We start from the raw sequence: 16167 nt of genomic DNA, 5'->3' as shown, positions 1-16167 counted from the left end.
ACGCTCTCGCCGTGTGCGGCGCGAGCCGCGCCGCCCCGATTCAAACGAAGGAAAAGATTGTGAACGACCAGTTGCAAAAATTCATGTTCAGCGCCGCCCCGGTGCGCGGCGAGATCGTCTCGCTGAGCAACACGTGGCAGGAAGTGCTCAAGCGCCGCCAGTATCCGACGCCGGTGCGCACCGTGCTCGGCGAGATGATGGCGGCGTGCGCGCTGCTCTCGGCGAATCTCAAGTTCGACGGCACGCTGATCATGCAGATCTTCGGCGACGGCCCCGTGAAGATGCTGGTCGTGCAGTGCGGCTCGGATTTGACGATGCGCGCCACCGCGCGCCTCGGCGAAGACTTCACGGGCGAAAACGCCCTGCCGCTCGGCGAAGATCTCACGTTCGCCGACCTCGTGAATCCGGATGGCCAGGGCCGCTGCGTCATCACTCTCGATCCCGCGAAAAAGCAGCCGGGCCAGCAACCTTACCAGGGCATCGTGCCGCTGAACGGCGAAGACGGCCCGCTCAAGTCGATCGCCTCGGTGCTCGAGCATTACATGCATCACTCGGAACAACTCGACTCGCGCCTGTGGCTCGCCGCGAATGCCGACCGCGCGGTCGGCATGTTGCTTCAGAAGCTGCCGGGCGACGGCGGCATCGTGCCGCATCAGGGCGAGCACGACCTCGATACCTGGGAGCGCGTCTGCACGCTCGGCGGCACGCTCACGCGTGACGAAATGCTCAAGGAGGACGGCGAGACCTTGTTCCGTCGCCTCTTCTGGCAAGAGAACGTGCGTCACTTCGAACCGCTTGCGCCGCGCTTCCAGTGCTCGTGCTCGCGCGAGAAGGTGGGTGCGATGCTCAAGATGCTGGGCCGCGAGGAAGTCGACGGCGTGATCGAGGAGCGCGGTCATGTCGAGATTCATTGCGACTACTGCAATCAGCGCTATGAGTTCGACCCGGTCGATGTCGCGCAACTTTTTGCCGTGACCGGGCTCTCAGAAAGCGTAAGCCCCGCTGCCGAGCGTCGCCACTAAGGCAAACCGAAGCGCACCTGGGCACACTGAGCCGATAACGCCTAAGCGGTGCAACGCGTGTTGCGCCGCCGCCCGCCACAGCAGCGGGTAGACCGGCGCGGGGACGGGATCGAAATGCGGACGTGCCGTCATCTCAAATTATTTAGGCGTCCGATAGATGGAGAGAAGCATGATCAAGAACAAACGCTTCGCACTTCCGTTGCGCGCCCGCATGACGCGTGTGAGCGCATTACTCGTAGTCGCGACACTCGGCACGACCGTTGCGTCGACGAGCGGCTGCATGATGGACCCGCCCGGCCCATCGCCGATCTACAGCCGGCTGCCCGCGGCACAGTCAGGCCTTCCCGCCACCGCGCCGGTGCTCACGCCCGAAGAAAAGGCGCGCTACGACGCGATCGACCGCCAGGCACTCGCCGAACAGGACAATGCCATGGCCGCACAAGCCTGGACTCGCGCCTACGCGCCGCCCGTCACGGTCTACGGCAGCTATTACAGCGGCGGTTGGGGCCACGGCTGGGGCACCGGGATTGGCTACGGATATCCGGGTTGGGGCTGGTAATCACAGGGCTTCGCGACTCAAGCGAGTAAACGAAAAAAGGCGCGGCTCGATGCCGCGCCTTTTTGCTTGCCAGCATGCTCAACACATGCAGCGCAGTTAGCCCGCCTTCTTCGCTTCCTTCCCGTGCCCGTGCTTCTTCTCAGGGACGCGCGAAACGGGGTTCGGCACCACCCTGACCGGCGCCGCCGACATCTCGCCGCGCGTCGAGGTATTTGACGAACCGCTCGGCGTAACCGGCGGCGTCTGGTTCGGTGAGACGAACTGCACGAACACCTCGCTGTCCTTCACCATGCCCATTTCGTAGCGCGCGCGCTCCTCAACAGCTGCCGTGCCGCTCTGCAGATCCTGCACTTCGCCCGCAATGCGTTCGTTGCGCAGTTTCTCGTCGTCGTTCTGCTTTTGCTGCTGCGCGAGCTGCTGCTGCAGTTCGTGCACACGCAGCCAGCCACCATGGCCCCACCAGAGCGGATACTGGATCAGCACGAGCAGGATAATCAGAACGACAGTGACAAGCCGCATGAAAGGTGCCGGATAAATACACGCCGCCCTGCGCTATACGCAGGGCGGCGGAGAGAGATGACGAAGGGTGACAGCAAGGCTGCTGCCGGCGCAGGTTCCGCTTAACGCAGGTTATAGAACGCCGACTTGCCCGGGTAGCTGGCGATATCACCGAGATCTTCCTCGATGCGCAGCAGCTGGTTGTACTTCGAGATGCGGTCGCTGCGCGAGAGCGAACCGGTCTTGATCTGACCCGCGTTCAGTCCGACAGCAATGTCGGCGATCGTCGAGTCTTCGGTTTCGCCCGAACGGTGCGAGATCACGGCCGTGTAGCCCGCGCGCTTGGCCATTTCGATTGCTGCGAAGGTTTCCGTCAGCGTGCCGATCTGGTTGATTTTGATAAGGATCGAGTTGGCGATGCCCTTCTCGATGCCTTCCTTCAGGATGCGCGTGTTGGTGACGAACAGGTCGTCGCCCACGAGCTGGACCTTCTTGCCGAGCTTTTCGGTCAGGAGCTTCCAGCCGGCCCAGTCGCTTTCGTGCATGCCGTCTTCGATCGAGACGATCGGGAACTTGTCGGCGAGCGTCGCCAGGTAGTCGGCGAACTCGGCCGACGACAGTTGCAGACCTTCGCCCGCGAGCTGGTACTTGCCGTCGTGGTAGAACTCGCTCGCCGCGCAGTCGAGCGCGAGCAGCACGTCTTCACCGGCGCGGTAGCCAGCCTTTTCGATGGCTTGCAGGATGGTCGAGAGGCATTCGTCGTTGCTGCCGAAGTTCGGTGCGAAACCGCCTTCGTCGCCCACTGCCGTGCTCATGCCGCGATCCGAGAGGATCTTCTTGAGCGCATGGAACACTTCCGCGCCGCAACGCAGCGCTTCACGGAAGGTCGGCTGGCTCACCGGCACGATCATGAATTCCTGGATGTCCAGGCTGTTGTTCGCGTGCGCGCCGCCGTTGACGATGTTCATCATCGGGACGGGCAGCTGCATCGCGCCCGAACCGCCGAAGTAGCGGTACAGCGGCAGGCCGGCTTCTTCAGCGGCAGCCTTCGCGACGGCCATCGATACGGCCAGCATGGCGTTTGCGCCGAGACGCGACTTGTTGTCGGTGCCGTCCAGTTCGAGCAGGGTCTTGTCGAGGAAGGCTTGTTCCGACGCGTCGAGGCCCATGATCGCCTCGGAGATTTCGGTGTTGATGTGCTCGACGGCCTTGAGCACGCCCTTGCCGTTGTAGCGGCCGGCTTCGCCGTCGCGCAGTTCGATCGCTTCGCGCGAACCAGTCGACGCGCCCGACGGCACCGCTGCGCGGCCCATCGTGCCCGATTCGAGCAGCACGTCGCATTCGACGGTGGGATTGCCGCGCGAATCCAGGATCTCGCGACCGATGATATCTACGATTGCACTCATGGTTTCCTCAGGAAATGACAGTAATTCTTGCGCGAGCTGCGCCGTCTGCTGCATCGGCCCGCGAGGCACAGTTTCTATGCTCGTTCGGGGCACACCGTCACATGGGACAGGCTGCGTGCTCGCCAGGTTCAACTTGCCGCAGCGCAACCGGTCACGCTCCAGTGACCGACGCGCTGCCACGCTGCCTTGTACATCGAGCGCGGTGCTGGCTGCGCTGCGCACAGCATGATGTCGTTACATGACATTTGCGATGCGCGCGATCCTGCGCCGCGCTGCTCCTCCATCGCGCCGCTCATGCAATCGAAGCGGCGCGCCGTACTACGTAATTCCCGGCTCAGCTGAAGTCGTTCTCGAGGAACGGCGTGCGCTTGACCGCCTGGTCGAGCGTCACGAGCGTTTCGAGCAGGTCGGCCATGCGGTTCAGCGGCACGGCGTTGGGGCCATCGGACTTGGCCTGCGCGGGGTTCGGGTGCGTCTCCATGAAGAGACCCGCCACGCCCGTGGCCACGGCCGCGCGCGCGAGCACCGGCACGAATTCGCGCTGACCGCCCGAGCTGGTGCCCTGCCCGCCCGGCAACTGCACCGAGTGGGTCACGTCCATCACGACCGGCGCACCGGTCTCGCGCATGATAGCGAGCGAGCGCATGTCCGAGACGAGGTTGTTGTAACCGAACGAAACACCGCGCTCGCAGGCGAAGAAGCGGTCTTCGGAAAGACCCGCCTCACGCGCGGCTTCGCGCGCCTTGTCGATCACGTTCTTCATGTCGTGCGGCGCGAGGAACTGGCCTTTCTTGATGTTGACCGGCTTGCCCGAGCGTGCGCACGCGTGGATGAAGTCGGTCTGGCGGCACAGGAACGCAGGCGTTTGCAGCACGTCCACGACCGAAGCCACGGGCCCGATCTCTTCTTCCGTGTGCACGTCGGTCAGCACGGGCAGGCCGAGCTGGCGCTTCACTTCGGAGAGAATGCGCAGGCCTTCGTCCATCCCGAGGCCGCGAAACGACTTGCCGCTCGAACGATTGGCCTTGTCGTAAGACGACTTGTAGATGAACGGAATGCCGAGCTTCGACGTGATTTCCTTCAGGCGGCCCGCCGTGTCGATCGTCATCTGTTCAGATTCGACGACACAGGTGCCCGCGATCAGGAAGAACGGCTTGTCGAGACCAACCTCGAAACCGCACAGATTCATGCTTTCTCCTCAGCGCGCGCCTCATGGTGCGCGACTGCCGCTTCGACATACGCCTTGAACAGCGGATGGCCGTCGCGCGGCGTGGACGTGAATTCCGGGTGGAACTGGACGCCGACGAACCACGGGTGCATATCGCGCGGCAGTTCCATCATTTCCGGCAGATCTTCGCTCGGGGTACGGGCGCTGATGATAAGGCCGCTGGCTTCGAGCTTGGGCACGTAGCCGTTATTGACTTCATAACGGTGGCGGTGGCGCTCGTTCACGTCCTTGCCATAGATTTCCGCTGCAAGCGTGCCGGGCTTGATCGGGCAACGCTGCGAACCGAGGCGCATCGTGCCGCCGAGGTCCGAGTCTTCGGTGCGCTTCTCGACCTTGCCTTCGCGGTCGGCCCATTCGGTGATGAGCGCGACAACGCGGTCCGGCGTGTCCGGATCGAATTCCGTGCTGTTCGCGTGCTTCAGACCCACCACGTCGCGCGCGAATTCGATCACGGCGAGCTGCATGCCGAGGCAGATGCCGAGGTACGGCACTTTCGCTTCGCGAGCGTATTGAATGGCCTTGATCTTGCCTTCGGTGCCACGACGGCCGAAACCGCCCGGCACGAGGATCGCGTCGAGATGCTTGAGGCTCTCGACACCCTCTTCGTCGATCTGCTCGGAGTCGATGTACTCGATGTTCACCTTCGCCGACGTCTTGATCGACGCATGACGCAGCGCTTCGATGAGCGACTTGTACGACTCGGTCAGATCGACGTACTTGCCGACCATGCCGATCGTGACTTCGTGCTTGGGATGCTCGAGCTTCTCGACCATTTCCGACCAGATCGACAGATCGGCGGGCTTGGCGGAGAGCTTCAGTTCGTCGCAGACGATCGAGTCGAGGCCCTGGTCGTGCAACATCTGCGGAATCTTGTAGATGCTGTCCGCGTCCCACACCGAGATCACGGCGTCTTCGGGCACGTTCGAGAACATCGAGATCTTCGAGCGCTCGTCGTCGGGAATGCGACGGTCGGCGCGGCACAGCAGCACGTTCGGATAGATACCGATTTCGCGCAGCTTCTGCACGCTATGCTGCGTGGGCTTGGTCTTCAGTTCGCCCGCCGTGGCGATGAACGGCACCAGCGTGAGGTGCACGAAGCATGCGCTGTTGCGGCCAAGGCGCAGGCTCATCTGACGCGCGGCCTCGAGGAACGGCAGCGATTCGATGTCGCCCACGGTGCCGCCCACTTCAACGATCGCGACGTCCGGTTCGCCGCACGTCGCCGATGCGGCGCCGCGTTCGATGAATGCCTGGATTTCGTTCGTGATGTGCGGAATGACCTGCACGGTCTTGCCCAGATAGTCGCCGCGGCGTTCCTTGCGGATCACCGATTCGTAGATCTGGCCCGTGGTGAAGTTGTTGGCCTTGCGCATCTTCGTGCTGATGAAGCGCTCATAGTGGCCGAGGTCGAGGTCGGTTTCCGCTCCGTCTTCCGTCACGAACACTTCGCCGTGCTGAAACGGGCTCATCGTGCCGGGGTCGACGTTGATGTAGGGATCGAGCTTGAGGAGGGTGACTTTCAGACCGCGCGATTCGAGGATCGCGGCGAGGGAGGCGGCGGCAATACCCTTGCCAAGGGACGAAACTACGCCGCCGGTGACGAAAACATATTTGGTCATCGCTGAATGCTCGCGGGAAAAACGGATTATACCTGAAAGCAAGGGCTAACCCTGAATTTTGAGCGAGCAGAAACGATGCGCGACGCGTTGCCCCGCGCGCTACCCTGCCTCGCAAGCAGCAGCACCGGCAAGCGTGCGTTCAGGCTCCGTTTTCCATGGCGTAGAGCATGCGCTGCACCGCGCGCGCGGTCTCGATCGGACGCTCCATGGGGTACAGATGACTGCCCTCGATCCATTCGAAGCGCTCGCCCGCAATGCGCCGTGTTGCCGCAAGCCCGACCTGGCGGACTTCACGCGACTGCGTGCCCGCGAGGAAGCTCACCGGCACCGGCGAACCGTGTACGAGCCGCGCGCCGAGCGTGTGCGGCAGCGTGCGATAGATCATGTACTCGGTGTGGCGGTCGAAGGCGAGCGTGCGGCCGCCATCCACCGAGGTCTGAGGAATGCCGAAGTCGACATAGTCGGACAGCACACGCTCGTCCCAGCGCGCAAACGCCGCCTTCGAATGGAAATGCCGCCAGGCCTCGTCACGGCTCGCCCAGTTCGTGCGACGCGTGCGCGTGGCGGCGGCCGGCGAAAGACGTTCGTCAAGGCCGGTCCACTGCGAAACCCGCAGCATGCTGCTGCGCCAGCCGGCGATCACCGGCGAATCGAGCATCACGACGCCTTTGACCCACTGCGGCTTTTTCAGTGCGGCCATCAGCGAGAGATAGCCGCCGAGCGAATGGCCTACGAGCCATACGGGCTCCTCGTAGGTGCGGCCAATGTCGTCGAGCAGTTGTTCGACGAGATGCGGCCAGTCGCGCGTGACGGGAAAGCGTGCGTCGTGCCCAATGCGCTCGATGTAGCGCAGTTCGTAGTTGTCGCCCAGTTCGGCGAAGAACGTGCGATAAATCGAGGCCGGAAAACCGTTCGCATGCGAGAAATGGATGACGTTTTTCAAAAGCGGCTTGTCTCTCTATTTTGTTGATCTCTTTCGTCGTTCACGCTTGCGTCCACACTTCTGTTGGCCCGGCGCGTCAGTCTTGCGTTGGCGGGTCCATCCAGTAGCGCCGCTGGGTATCGCGAAATCGCTCGACGGCGAGCGCGCCAGGCCGTGCCTCGACGCGCGCGGCGCCGTGGGCATCGCTGCGCGCGAGCACGATATGGCGGGCCGCGTAGCGCGCGTAGACGCCCGGATGCGGGTGATGAAAGCGGTTCAGATAGCCTACCTGAAATATCGCGACGAGCGGCCAGACAGAATCGAGGAACGGCTCAGTCGACGAAGTTCGGCTGCCGTGGTGCGGCACGACGAGCACCTGTGCACGCAACCGCACGGGGTCGCGCGCGACCAGCGTGCGCTCGACGCCCGCTTCGATGTCGGCGGCGATCAGCGCGGAAACCGGGCTCGCTCGTGTTTCGCGCGCGGCGCTCACCGCCGTCGTCACCCGGAGGACGCAGCAGTGCGCGTTGGGTTTGCCCGCGAGCGGCCCAGGGTCGGGCCACAGCACCTCGAAGTCGACGCCGTCCCACCGCCAGCGCTGGCCGGCGGCGCACTGCACGGTCTGCGCGCCCTTTGTGCGCGCGCTCGCCCACAGCGGATGCGCGGGCAAGATGCCTGCCACGAACTCCCCCACTTCGACGGCATCGAGCACGGCTTGGGCGCCGCCAGAATGATCGGAATCGTCGTGGCTGATCATCAACGCGTCGAGGCGACCTATGCCTCGCGTCTGCAGATACGGCACGACGATCCGCTCACCCGCCTGCGTCGATTCGGGCCCCGGCCCCGCGTCGAAAAGCAGGCGGTGACGGGCAGTTTCGACCAGCACCGACGTGCCCTGCCCGATGTCGAGCGCCGTGAGCCGGAAAGCGCCGGGCGGCGGCCCCGTGGGCGCTGGCACCAGCAACGGCAGCCACGTGAATGGTGCGAGCCAGCGCAGCGGCCAGCCGCGCGGCGCGAGACACCAGGCGACGCCCACGGCCGCACAGGCGAGCGGCCACCCTCCCGGTTGCGGCAATCGCAGAACCGCCCATGGCAGCCCTTCCAGGCCGCCTAGTGCCGCGACCAAGCCGTCGAGGCAGGTATGCGCCGCACGTAGCGCAAACGCATCGAGCGGCGCGGGCAGCGCCGCGCTCCCAATGACAAGCGGCGTGACGAGCATGCTCACCCAGGGAATCGCAAACGCATTGGCGAACGGTCCGATAAGCGGTATTTGCGCGAACCAGTAGGCCGTGAGCGGCGCGAGCGCCAGCGTCACGGCCCATTGCACGCGAGCGCTATCACCGACGCGCGCGGCCATGCGTCGTATCGCCCCACGCCAGCCGCCAGGCGGAAAAACCAAGGCGGCGAGACGCCGAAGCCAGCCGTCGCGTGCGGTTGGGTCTGCGGTTGTGTCTTCTGTTGGCTCAGTTCGGTCGCGCATCGGATCAGCGTCGTCACCCGATAGGTCTTGTGGCGCGTCCCTGTGCAAGCGCGGCACGCCGCTTGCCGCGAAGAGGATCGCCCCGACGGCGCAAAACGAGAGCCAGAAGCCGGCGGCCGTCACCGCCCACGGATCGCGCAGCAGTACGAGCCCGAGCGCCCACGCCAGCACGTGCGAGCGTGCGACCTCGCGCCCGGCGAATAGCGCGAGCGCGACGACTGCCAGCATCCAGAGCGCGCGCTGCACCGGCACATTGAAACCGGCGAGCGCGGCATAAATGCCCGCCGCGAGCAACGCACCCGCAACGGCAACCTTCTGCGCGGGCACGAAGAGCGGCGCCTCGACACCGCGCCAGCGCGCGCGCCGCCACAGCGCACCCGCGCCCCACCCCGCGAGCCCGGCGACGAACGCGATATGCAGCCCGGAAATCGCCACCAGATGGCTTGTGCCCGTATTGCGCATGAGACGCCAGTCCGCGTCGCTGACCGCGTCCTGCGCGCCGGTCGCGAGCGCGATGACGATGCCGCGATGCGGCGCCTCGCCGAGCACCGCGTCGATGCGCGCACGCAGCGCAGCGCGCGCTCGCTCGATACGCACGCCGATGCCAGAGGCGTCGACGGGCAGACGCGCAGCATGCTCCGGATCGCTCACATAGCCGGTTGCGCGCACGCCACGTGCGAGCAGTGTGGCTTCCGTGTCGCGCAGACCGAAATTGCCATTGCCGTGCGGGCGTTTGAGCCGCAAGGCAAGTCGCCAGCGCGCGCCGGGCACGAGCGACGGCAGCGGTGCGTCGCGCGCTACCCAGGACAACTGGATCAATTGCGGCAGCTGTGTGGCAGCTTTGGGAGCATCTTTGTTCGCTTCCCAGGACTCAACACGAAAGAGAAAGCTCGCGCCGCTTGCGCCGTAAGAAGGCAAGCTGGAGATATAGCCGGTGACGCGGAGATCGCGCGTCTCCCACGCAGCGGGAAGCGCCTGAGCAAGCCGCAACTCTGCACGCCAGGCCGCGTAGCCAAAGCCCGCGCATCCCGCCGCAAGCCACACCGCAGCCCAGCCGCTCGCAGTGCGCCATCCTCGCTCGCCAAACAGGCCGAATACCCGGGATACATCCGCCGGCGCAGCGGCGCCGAGCGCCCAAACGGCCCACCCGGCCACAAAAACGATTGCCAGAACGAGCCCGACCCACGCGCCCCACCCCGGTAACCCGGCCTGCCGCTGCAACGCAATCACGCCCAGCGCAAAACCGCACCATATCGCCCGCATCCTGCCTCCTCGCAACGAGGGGGCCGAATGCGCCGACCGCGGCAATCGCGCCGCGCTCAACGCGCGCCGTGCACGCCACCCCGGAAACGATTATGCAGACGAAAGCGCGAGCCGCGGCAGCGCTGCCGCCGCGTTGGCCGTTGTGCCAAGTGCAAGCTCCTCGGGACTCAAGCCACGCAAGCCGGCAAGCACGGCGCCGATGCGCGGCACCTGGTCGGGTGTGTTGCGCTCGCGATAAAGCCAGGCCGGTGAGATATCGGGCGCGTCGGTTTCCATGACGATGGCCTCGAGCGGCAACTGCTGCGCGAGCCTGCGAATCTGCAGCGCGCGCTCGAACGTCAGGTTGCCGCCGAAACCGAGATGCATCCCATGATCGATGAACGCTTGCGCCTGCTGAAAGCTACCGTTGAACGCGTGCGCGATCCCGCTTTTCACACCGTTTCGGCGCAGCCCCTTGAGCACCTGATCCTGCGACTTGCGCACATGACAGATCGCCGGCAGACCGAACTCACGCGCAAGACGCAGCTGGGCGTCGTAGAAGTGCTGCTGACGCGCGTCGTCGAGGCCTGGCACGAAGTAATCGAGCCCGATCTCGCCGATGCCAACGAAGCGCGGATCATCGAGACTCGCCTCGATCTCGCCGCGCAACGCCTGAAGGTCTTCCTCGCTTGCCTGCGTTGTATAGAGCGGATGGATGCCGAGCGCGTAGACCGCGCCCTCAGTGCGGTGCGCGAGCGCGCGCACCGTCTCGAAGTTCCAGCGCGCCACCGCCGGGATCACGATGCGCGACACGCCCGCCGCTTGCGCCGCCGACGCGACCGCGTCGCGGTCAACGTCGAACTCGGCGGCATCGAGATGGCAGTGCGTGTCGATCCACATGGCGCTCGCTCGCAGGAAAGCTCAGACGGGTACGACCGGTTCCTCGTGCAGCATGCCGTCGCGCAAACGCACGATGCGGTCGCAGCGCGCCGCGAGGTCGGGATCGTGCGTGACGATCACGAAGCTCGTATCGAACTGGTCGGAGAGTTCGAGCATCAGGTTGAAGACGGTATCCGCCGTTGCGCCGTCGAGGTTGCCGGTGGGCTCGTCGGCGAGCACGCATGCGGGTTTCGTCACGAGCGCGCGCGCGATCGCCACTCGCTGACGCTCACCGCCCGAAAGCTCACCGGGCCGGTTGCGCGCGCGATGCGAGAGGCCCACGCGCTCCAGGATCTGCATCGCCTCGGCGCGCGCGTCTTCCTGCGTCATGCGGCGAATGCGCAGCGGCATCGCCACGTTGTCGAGCGCCGAAAACTCGGGCAGCAGATGGTGAAACTGGTAGACGAACCCGAGCGCGCGATTGCGCAGCTCGTTGCGCTCGCGTTCGGAAAGCTCGGTGAACGGCTTGCCGAGCACCGAGACCTTGCCCGCGCCCGGCTCATCGAGTCCGCCCAGCACGTGCAAGAGCGTGCTCTTGCCCGAGCCCGACGCGCCCACCACGGCGAGCTTTTCGCCGCGCCTGACTTTCAGATCGGTGTCGTGCAGCACCTGCACGGCGAGCGGCCCCTGGCCGAACACCTTCGAGACGCCGTGCGCTTCGAGCACGTACGGATAGTCGCCAGCCGCGGCGATGAGCGATTGACGGTCATTCATAGCGCAGCGCCTCCGCGGGACGAACCTTGGCCGCACGCCAGCTCGGATAGAGCGTGGCGAGCGCGGACAGCACGAACGCAATCGCGCCGATGCGCATCACGTCGGAAGGCACGAGTTCCGAAGGCAGCTCGCTGATGAAATACACCGAAGGCGGCAGGAACTGGATGCCGAGCAGATGTTCGATCGCCGGCACGCTCCAAGGAATGCTCCATGCGATGAGGCAACCGAGCGCAATGCCGATGCCGGTGCCCACGAAGCCGATCGTCACGCCCTGCACGACGAAGATCTTCATGATCGAGCCCGGCTGCGCGCCGAGCGTGCGCAGGATCGCGATGTCGGCCTGCTTGTTGGTGACGGTCATGACGAGAGACGAAACGAGATTGAACGCCGCGACCGCGATGATGAGCGTGAGAATGATGAACATCATGCGCTTTTCGATCTGCACGGCTGAGAACCAGGTCTTGTTCTGCTGCGTCCAGTCGCGGATATAGAGGTCGCCCGAGAGCGTATGCACGAGCTGGCGCGCCACCGCCGGCGCGCGCTGCATGTCCTTCAGCCGCAGGCGCACGCCGCTTGGCGCACCGAGGCGATAGAGCACTTCGGCGTCGCGGATGTTGGTGAGCGCGAGCGTGCTGTCGTACTCGTAGTGGCCCGACTCGAACACGCCCATCACCGTGAACTGCTTCAGGCGCGGCAGCATGCCGGCCGGCGTGATCGAGCCCTCGGGGGCAACGAGCGTGACCTTGTCGCCCACCGTCACGCCGAGGTTCACGGCGAGATCCGCGCCGAGTACGATACCGAAGCTGCCGGGCGTGAGGTCGTTCAGGCTGCCCGCCTTCATCTCCTTGCCGATGTCCGACACCTGCGGCTCTTCGGAAGGCTCGATGCCGCGAAGCGCGACGCCGTTCACGCTGTCACCGCGCGTGAGCAGCGCCTGGGCGTCCACGTAAGGCGCGGCGCCAATGACTTCGGGATTGGTCTTCGCTTCCTTCGCGGTGAGTTGCCAATCGGGCATCGTGCCGGTGGGCGAAAAGATCTCGATGTGCGCGAGCACGGAGAGCATGCGGTCGCGGACGTCACGCTGGAAACCGTTCATCACCGAGAGCACGACGATCAGCGCCGCGACGCCGAGCGCGATGCCCGACATCGAAATGAGCGCGATGAACGAGATGAACCCGTTACCGGTCGTGCGTTTGCCGGCGCGGGTGTAGCGCCAGCCTATCTGCCATTCGTAGGGAAGTTTCAAGCGAATCCTTTTTGCGTCTTCGTTGCGCTCCGGCGCCGTATTGACCCTGGGGCCAGTGCGCGGGACGCCCCGGAAATATCGTGCCGGGTCGGGCGTCGATCAACCGCGAAGTTTGCCACACTGGCGACGCTCCACGGACATTCGGCTGACTTTCGGCGGCGTTCCCACGAACTTTCGCGCGTGAGAAGTGCATCGCCCGCAGGCTTCTGCCCGCCCTCTTCTTCGAGCCACATTTCGTCCACAAGTGCCGCAGCACGAGCATAACGGGGCAATGCGGGGCCGTTGCGACACCTCCGAGGGCAGCCCGGCGTGCGCAGCGCCGAAGTACAATGCGCACCATCATGCCCGCCGACCGACTCCATCTGCTCGTCCCCTTTGCCTTGCCCTGCGCCGCGGCCGCCTCCACCGCGCTCGCGGGCCTCGAATACCCGGCGCTCGCGAAACTGGTTGCGCGCGCGACACTCGGCGAGCAGGTGATCGGCGAGGACTTCCAGCGCACGCTGCCGCACGAGCGCTGGGTTGCGCGCCAGTTCGGCGCACTCGGTACTGCGAGCGCAAACCATGTGAAGCCGTCGGCGGCCGCCGATGACGAAGCGCCACTTGCGCCCTACATGCTGCTCGCCGACGGCGGGACGCCCGGCGACGCCACGTGGGCGTGCGTGCAGCCCGTGCACGTGCGCATCGCGCACGATCATCTGGTGCTGATCGACCCCGCCTCGCTGGAACTCGCCGACGCCGACGCCGCCACGCTCTACACCGTCGCCCGCCCGCTGATCGAAGAACTGGGCGTGCGTATCGAAGCCCCGACGCCGCAGCGCTGGTATCTCTCCTCGGGAGGGTTCGGAACGCTCGCGGGCGCGTCGCCCTTGCGCGCGAGCGGCCGCAACATCGAGATCTGGCTGCCGCACGAGGCCCACTCGGGCCAGCGTTCGCGCGCGTGGATGAAGGTGCAGAACGAAGTGCAGATGGCATGGTTCGAGCATCCGGTGAACGAAGCGCGCGAGGCGCGCGGTCTGCCCGCCGTCAATTCGATCTGGTTCCACGCGCAAGGCGAGCTGCGCGCCGTCACGAGCCCGTATGCGCAAGTGTGCTCCGATGCGGCCGCCACGCGCGGCCTGGCACTCGCGGCGAATGCGCAAGTCGGCGCCGCGCCAGCGACTTATGCAGCACTCGCAGCCTCACTCAACAACGGTTCGGGCAAGGGAGCGACGCTCGTCGAACTCGATCCGTTTTCAGCAGCCTTCATCCAGCAGGACTGGGGCCGCTGGAACGCAGCGTTCGCGCAACTGGAGCGCGACTGGTTCGCGCCCGCGCTCGCCGCGCTGCAAACGGGCGCGCTCGCCGCGCTCGACCTCACGCTGTGCGGCGACACGGGCTCGGTCACGCTCTCCATCACGCGCGGCGATCTGCGCAAGTTCTGGCGACGCCGTCTGTTCGCGTCGCTCTTTATCGAATGATCTCCGAATGACTTCTTCTTTCCGCGCTCACGCATGACCCGAATCGTCACCCGCGCCTGCTCGCCCGCCGACACCGAAGTGCTCGTGCGCCACGGCCTGCATCCAGTGCTCGCACGCCTTTACGCCTCGCGTGGCGTCTGCCAGCCCGACGAGATCGAAACCGGTCTCGCGCGCCTCATCCCGCCCACGGGCATGAAGGGCATCGACGAGGCGGCCACGCTGCTCGCCGACGCGCTGGAAGCCGAGTGCCGCATGCTCGTGGTCGCCGACTACGACTGCGACGGCGCAACCGCCTGCGCCGTGGCCGTGCGCGGCCTGCGCATGTTCGGCGCGCAGATCGACTATCTCGTGCCGAACCGCTTCGAGTACGGCTACGGCCTCACGCCCGAGATCGTCGCACTCGCCGCGCAACGCAAAGGCGGCCCGCCCGACATCCTGATCACGGTGGACAACGGCATCGCCAGCGTGGAAGGCGTCGAAGCCGCCAACGCGCTTGGCATCGAGGTGCTCGTGACCGACCACCACCTGCCCGGCGACACGCTCCCCGACGCGCGCGCCATCGTCAATCCGAATCAGCCGGGTTGCGAGTTTCCGAGCAAGTGCATCGCGGGCGTGGGCGTCATGTTCTACACGCTGCTCGCGCTGCGCGCGGAATTGCGCCAGCGCGGCGCGTTCAGCGAGACGAACCCCGAGCCGCGCCTCGACGGCCTGCTCGATCTCGTCGCGCTCGGCACCGTCGCCGACGTCGTGAAACTGGACGGCAACAACCGCGTGCTCGTCGCGCAGGGTTTGCAACGCGTGCGCAACGGCCGCATGCAGCCGGGCATTGCGGCGCTCTTCCGCGCTGCGGGCCGCGACGCGAAAAGCGCGTCGGGCTTCGACTTCGGCTTTGCGCTCGGCCCACGTCTGAACGCGGCCGGGCGGCTCTCGGACATGTCGCTCGGCATCGAATGCCTGACCACGGACGACGTGGGCCGCGCGTGGGAACTCGCCCAGCAGCTCGACTCGATGAACCGCGAGCGCCGCGAGATCGAGGCGGGCATGCAGCAGCAGGCGCTTGCCGATCTTGCCGATGTCGATCCGCAAGGCAAGGCTACGCTCACGCTGTTCAACGAAGGCTGGCACCAGGGCGTGATCGGCATCGTCGCGGGGCGGCTCAAGGAGCGTTTTCACCGCCCTTCGTTCACCTTCGCGCCTGCCGACGACGACGGCGAACTCGTGAAAGGCTCGGGACGTTCGATCCCCGGTTTCCATCTGCGCGACGCCGTCGATCTCATCAGCAAGCGCGAGCCGGGTCTGATCCAGAAGTTCGGCGGCCACGCCATGGCCGCGGGCATGACGATCGCCGCCGCTGACGTGCCGCGCTTCGCCGCCGCATTCGAGCGCGTGGGCCGCGAGTGGCTCACGGAAGAAGCGCTCGCGCGCACCGTCGAGACGGACGGCGATCTCGAAGACGCCTACTTCACGCCCGATTTCGTGGAGATGCTCGACGCCGCCGTGTGGGGCCAGGGCTTCCCGGCGCCCGTGTTCTCGGGAGAGTTCGAAGTGGCTTCGCAGGCGCTCGTGAAGGACAAGCACCTCAAGCTGCAATTGCTGCGCGGGCGCCAGCGCTTCAACGCGATCTGGTTCAATCACACGGAGTCGCTGCCGCAGCACACGACCGTCGCTTACCGGCTCGTGCGCGACACCTGGAACGGCGTCTCGCGCGTGCAACTCGTCGTGGAGCACGCGGCGCTCTGAGTCCGCGCCGAGTCCACTCCAGGCACCCAGGCGCGGGCCCTCCGATGGTCCGCGCCGCCCTTGATCCGGGTCCAATCAGCTATAATTCAATGTTT

Annotated in this window: 13 protein-coding genes; 4 read left to right on the top strand and 9 right to left on the bottom strand. The window is 65.7% G+C overall.

The features are described 5' to 3' along the window. Positions 1-59 precede the first annotated feature (59 nt). Positions 60-1022 carry an Hsp33 family molecular chaperone HslO gene (hslO, locus tag L0U83_RS05720; RefSeq protein WP_233881338.1) on the top strand — a complete coding sequence of 321 codons (963 nt, stop codon included), beginning with the start codon at positions 60-62 and terminating at the stop codon, positions 1020-1022. Between the two features lie 169 nt (positions 1023-1191). Further along, complete coding sequence (locus L0U83_RS05715; protein ID WP_373321005.1) at positions 1192-1581, top strand: hypothetical protein; 390 nt, start codon at positions 1192-1194, stop codon at positions 1579-1581. Positions 1582-1677: 96 nt separating this feature from the next. Here the strand turns inward: L0U83_RS05715 and ftsB are convergent, their stop codons facing one another. The 9 genes from ftsB to L0U83_RS05670 form a co-directional block, all read right to left on the bottom strand. Further along, entirely contained in the window at positions 1678-2100 is a 423-nt protein-coding gene (gene ftsB / locus L0U83_RS05710) for a cell division protein FtsB (RefSeq protein WP_028204154.1), read from the bottom strand. 101 nt (positions 2101-2201) lie between these two features. Continuing rightward, positions 2202-3485, bottom strand: coding sequence for a phosphopyruvate hydratase (eno, locus tag L0U83_RS05705; protein ID WP_158757587.1), 1284 nt, complete (start codon positions 3483-3485; stop codon positions 2202-2204). A 334-nt stretch (positions 3486-3819) separates the two neighbouring features. Further along, positions 3820-4674, bottom strand: a complete 855-nt coding sequence (gene kdsA, locus L0U83_RS05700) for a 3-deoxy-8-phosphooctulonate synthase (protein WP_069265539.1) — start codon at positions 4672-4674, stop codon at positions 3820-3822. Continuing rightward, entirely contained in the window at positions 4671-6332 is a 1662-nt protein-coding gene (pyrG, locus tag L0U83_RS05695; protein WP_233881337.1) for a CTP synthase, read from the bottom strand. Before pyrG ends, kdsA begins: the two co-directional genes overlap by 4 nt. Positions 6333-6471: 139 nt before the next feature. Then, on the bottom strand, positions 6472-7275 hold the full coding sequence (locus tag L0U83_RS05690) for an alpha/beta fold hydrolase (RefSeq protein ID WP_233881336.1): 804 nt from the start codon (positions 7273-7275) through the stop codon (positions 6472-6474). Between the two features lie 76 nt (positions 7276-7351). Further along, a complete protein-coding gene (locus L0U83_RS05685; RefSeq protein WP_233881335.1) occupies positions 7352-9997 on the bottom strand; it encodes a ComEC/Rec2 family competence protein in 2646 nt (881 codons plus the stop codon). A 90-nt stretch (positions 9998-10087) separates the two neighbouring features. Continuing rightward, positions 10088-10876: a TatD family hydrolase gene (locus tag L0U83_RS05680; protein WP_233881334.1), complete on the bottom strand. Its 789-nt coding sequence runs from the start codon at positions 10874-10876 to the stop codon at positions 10088-10090. Positions 10877-10897: 21 nt separating this feature from the next. Next, a complete protein-coding gene (lolD, locus tag L0U83_RS05675; RefSeq protein ID WP_233881333.1) occupies positions 10898-11629 on the bottom strand; it encodes a lipoprotein-releasing ABC transporter ATP-binding protein LolD in 732 nt (243 codons plus the stop codon). Next, positions 11622-12875 carry a lipoprotein-releasing ABC transporter permease subunit gene (locus L0U83_RS05670; RefSeq protein ID WP_201697247.1) on the bottom strand — a complete coding sequence of 418 codons (1254 nt, stop codon included), beginning with the start codon at positions 12873-12875 and terminating at the stop codon, positions 11622-11624. The genes lolD and L0U83_RS05670 overlap by 8 nt, the downstream gene beginning before the upstream one ends. A 329-nt stretch (positions 12876-13204) precedes the next feature. Here L0U83_RS05670 and L0U83_RS05665 point away from each other — a divergent pair, with 329 nt between their 5' ends. Both L0U83_RS05665 and recJ read left to right on the top strand, forming a co-directional pair. Next, on the top strand, positions 13205-14332 hold the full coding sequence (locus L0U83_RS05665) for a regulator (RefSeq protein ID WP_233881332.1): 1128 nt from the start codon (positions 13205-13207) through the stop codon (positions 14330-14332). A 33-nt stretch (positions 14333-14365) separates the two neighbouring features. Further along, positions 14366-16072 (top strand): single-stranded-DNA-specific exonuclease RecJ, encoded by a 1707-nt coding sequence (gene recJ, locus L0U83_RS05660; protein WP_233881331.1) that lies wholly within the window; start codon positions 14366-14368, stop codon positions 16070-16072. The last annotated feature ends 95 nt before the right edge of the window (positions 16073-16167 follow it).

This window comes from Paraburkholderia flagellata (assembly GCF_021390645.1).
GTDB lineage: Bacteria > Pseudomonadota > Gammaproteobacteria > Burkholderiales > Burkholderiaceae > Paraburkholderia > Paraburkholderia flagellata.
This window is presented reverse-complemented; position numbering and strand designations above follow the sequence as displayed.